Annotated in this window: 1 rRNA gene; it reads left to right on the top strand. The window is 53.8% G+C overall.

Annotated features, from left to right (window positions below):
• Window positions 1-103 precede the first annotated feature (103 nt).
• Window positions 104-3193, top strand: a 23S ribosomal RNA gene (locus QQS52_RS11365).
• Window positions 3194-3261: the final 68 nt, after the last annotated feature.

Here is a 3261-nt window from a genome sequence, read left to right on the forward strand (position 1 = left end):
TTGTGGTTGTTTGTGTGTGGTGTGATGTGATTTCTTGTTTTTCTTAATTGTTGTGTGTTCACCCGCCATGTGCATGGTTTTTTGGCCGTGTTTGTGGTGGTGTGTGTTCGTTGTGTGAAGGGCGCATGGTGGATGCCTTGGTATTGTGTGCCGATGAAGGACGTGTCAGGCTGCGTTAAGCCTCGGGGAGTTGTCAAGTAAGCGTTGATCCGAGGATGTCCGAATGGGGAAACCTGCCACTCGTTGTGGGGTGGTACCTGCCCATGAATTCATAGTGGGTGTGGGGGTTACGCGGGGAAGTGAAACATCTCAGTACCCGTAGGAGAGGAAAATAATAATGATTCTGCTAGTAGCGGCGAGCGAACGTGGATGAGGCTAAACCGTGTGTGTGTGATACTTGGTAGGGGTTGCGCATGCGGTGTTGTGGGGTTGCAACGTGAAGTGTCTACCAGTGCTTCGTTGTGGTGTGTGTGTTAGCTGAATTGGCTTGGAATGGTCAACCGGAGTGGGTGAGAGTCCTGTAGGTGAAGGCGCACTTGTCATGATTGTTGTTGTCCCCGAGTAGCAACGGGCTCGTGGAATCTGTTGTGAATCTGCCGGGACCACCCGGTAAGCCTAAATACGTGCAATAACCGATAGTGTATTTGAGTACCGTGAGGGAATGGTGAAAAGTACCCCGGGAGGGGAGTGAAATAGTTCCTGAAACCATGTGCTTACAATCCGTCAGAGCACCTGGATGTGTGTGATGGCGTGCCTTTTGAAGAATGAGCCTGCGAGTCAGCGGCATGTCGCGAGGTTAACCCGTGTGGGGTAGCCGTAGGGAAACCGAATCCTAATGGGGTGTTTTTGAGTGGCATGTCCTGGACCCGAAGCGGGGTGATCTACCCATGGCCAGTGTGAAGCAGCTGTAAGAGGTTGTGGAGGCGCGAACCCACGTAGGTTGAAAACTGCGGGGATGAGTTGTGGGTAGGGGTGAAAGGCCAATCAAACTCCGTGATAGCTGGTTCTCCCCGAAATGCATTTAGGTGCAGCGTTACGCATTTTAGCCTAGTGGAGGTAGAGCTACTGGTTGGTTGAGCGGGACTACAATCTTAGCAACATCAGCCAAACTCCGAATGCCGCTAGTGTGTGCGTGGCAGTGAGACTGTGGGGGATAAGCTTCATAGTCGAGAGGGAAACAGCCCAGATCGCCGGTTAAGGCCCCTAAGGGTATGCTAAGTGGAAAAGGATGTGGGATCGCGAAGACAGCCAGGAGGTTGGCTTAGAAGCAGCCATCCTTGAAAGAGTGCGTAATAGCTCACTGGTCGAGTGGTTCTGCGCCGACAATGTAGTGGGGCTCAAGCATACCGCCGAAGCCGCGGCAATCCTTTGTGGATTGGGTAGGGGAGCGTCGTGCACGTTGTGAAGCAGTATCGTAAGGCGCTGTGGAGTGTGTGCGAGTGAGAATGCAGGCATGAGTAACGAATTGGTAGGTGAGAATCCTACCCGCCGGATGACTAAGGGTTCCTGGGTCAAGTTCGTCTTCCCAGGGTGAGTCGGGACCTAAGGCGAGGCCGACAGGCGTAGTCGATGGATAACCAGTTGATATTCTGGTACCCGTATATCCGCGCCCAATGGTAAAGCAGTGATACTAACCACCCGCGCCGCTATGTACTCGCCCTTTCGGGGGTGTGTCGTGGTTGGTGTGCGTGGGGCCTGAACTGTGGTCCAAGCGATGGGGTGACACAGGTTGGTAGCCATGCCACTGAGTGGATTGTTGGTGTAAGCGTGCAGACTGTGGTGTAGGTTAAATCCGCACCGCGTGATGGTCGAGGCGTGATGCGTAGCCCGTTGTGGGTGAAGTTGGTGATCCTGTACTGTCGAGAAAAGCCTCTAGTGAGTGGGTGTACGGCCCGTACCCTAAACCGACACAGGTGGTCAGGTTGAGTATACTAAGGCGTTCGGGTGAACTGTGGTTAAGGAATTCGGCAAAATGCCCCCGTAACTTCGGGAGAAGGGGGGCCACTGCTGGTGCCACGCTCTTGCGGTGTGTGTGCTGGTGGTGGTCGCAGAGAATAGAGGGGTCCGACTGTTTATCAAAAACACAGGTCCATGCGAAGACGTGAAGTTGATGTATATGGACTGACGCCTGCCCGGTGCTGGAAGGTTAAGAGGACCTGTTAGGAACCTTTGTGGGTTCCGAAGCGGAGAATTTAAGCCCCAGTAAACGGCGGTGGTAACTATAACCATCCTAAGGTAGCGAAATTCCTTGTCGGGTAAGTTCCGACCTGCACGAATGGCGTAACGAGACCTCTGCTGTCTCAACCACAGGCCCGGTGAAATTGCATTACGAGTAAAGATGCTCGTTACGCGCGGCAGGACGAAAAGACCCCGGGACCTTCACTATAGCTTGGTATTGGTATTTACTATCGTTTGTGTAGGATAGGTGGGAGACTGTGAGACCGTCACGCTAGTGGTGGTGGAGTCGTTGGTGAAATACCACTCTGATGGTAGTGGATGCCTGAACCTTGGCCCATGATCTGGGTTGGGGACAGTGCCTGGTGGGTAGTTTAACTGGGGCGGTTGCCTCCCAAAATGTAACGGAGGCGCCCAAAGGTTCCCTCAGCCTGGTTGGCAATCAGGTGGTGAGTGTAAGTGCACAAGGGAGCTTGACTGTGAGAGTGACGGCTCGAGCAGGGACGAAAGTCGGGACTAGTGATCCGGCACCTACTTGTGGATGTGGTGTCGCTCAACGGATAAAAGGTACCCCGGGGATAACAGGCTGATCTTCCCCAAGAGTCCATATCGACGGGATGGTTTGGCACCTCGATGTCGGCTCGTCGCATCCTGGGGCTGGAGTAGGTCCCAAGGGTTGGGCTGTTCGCCCATTAAAGCGGCACGCGAGCTGGGTTCAGAACGTCGTGAGACAGTTCGGTCTCTATCCGCCGCGCGCGTTGAAACTTGAAGAAGGCTGTCCCTAGTACGAGAGGACCGGGACGGACGTACCTCTAGTGTGCCAGTTGTCACGCCAGTGGCAGGGCTGGTTGGCTACGTACGGGAGGGATAACCGCTGAAAGCATCTAAGCGGGAAGCCTGTTTTAAGATGAGGTTTCATTACAAGGCCCCCGGAAGACTACCGGGTTGATAGGCCAGACCTGGACGCATCGCAAGATGTGGAGGCTACTGGTACTAATCGGCCGAACAACAAACACCACACACACCAGTGTGTGGAACAAAACAAAAAACAAAACATCGTCACAATGTCGTGTTCGCGTCCACTAT

It is taken from the genome of Corynebacterium sp. 1103A, assembly GCF_055700955.1.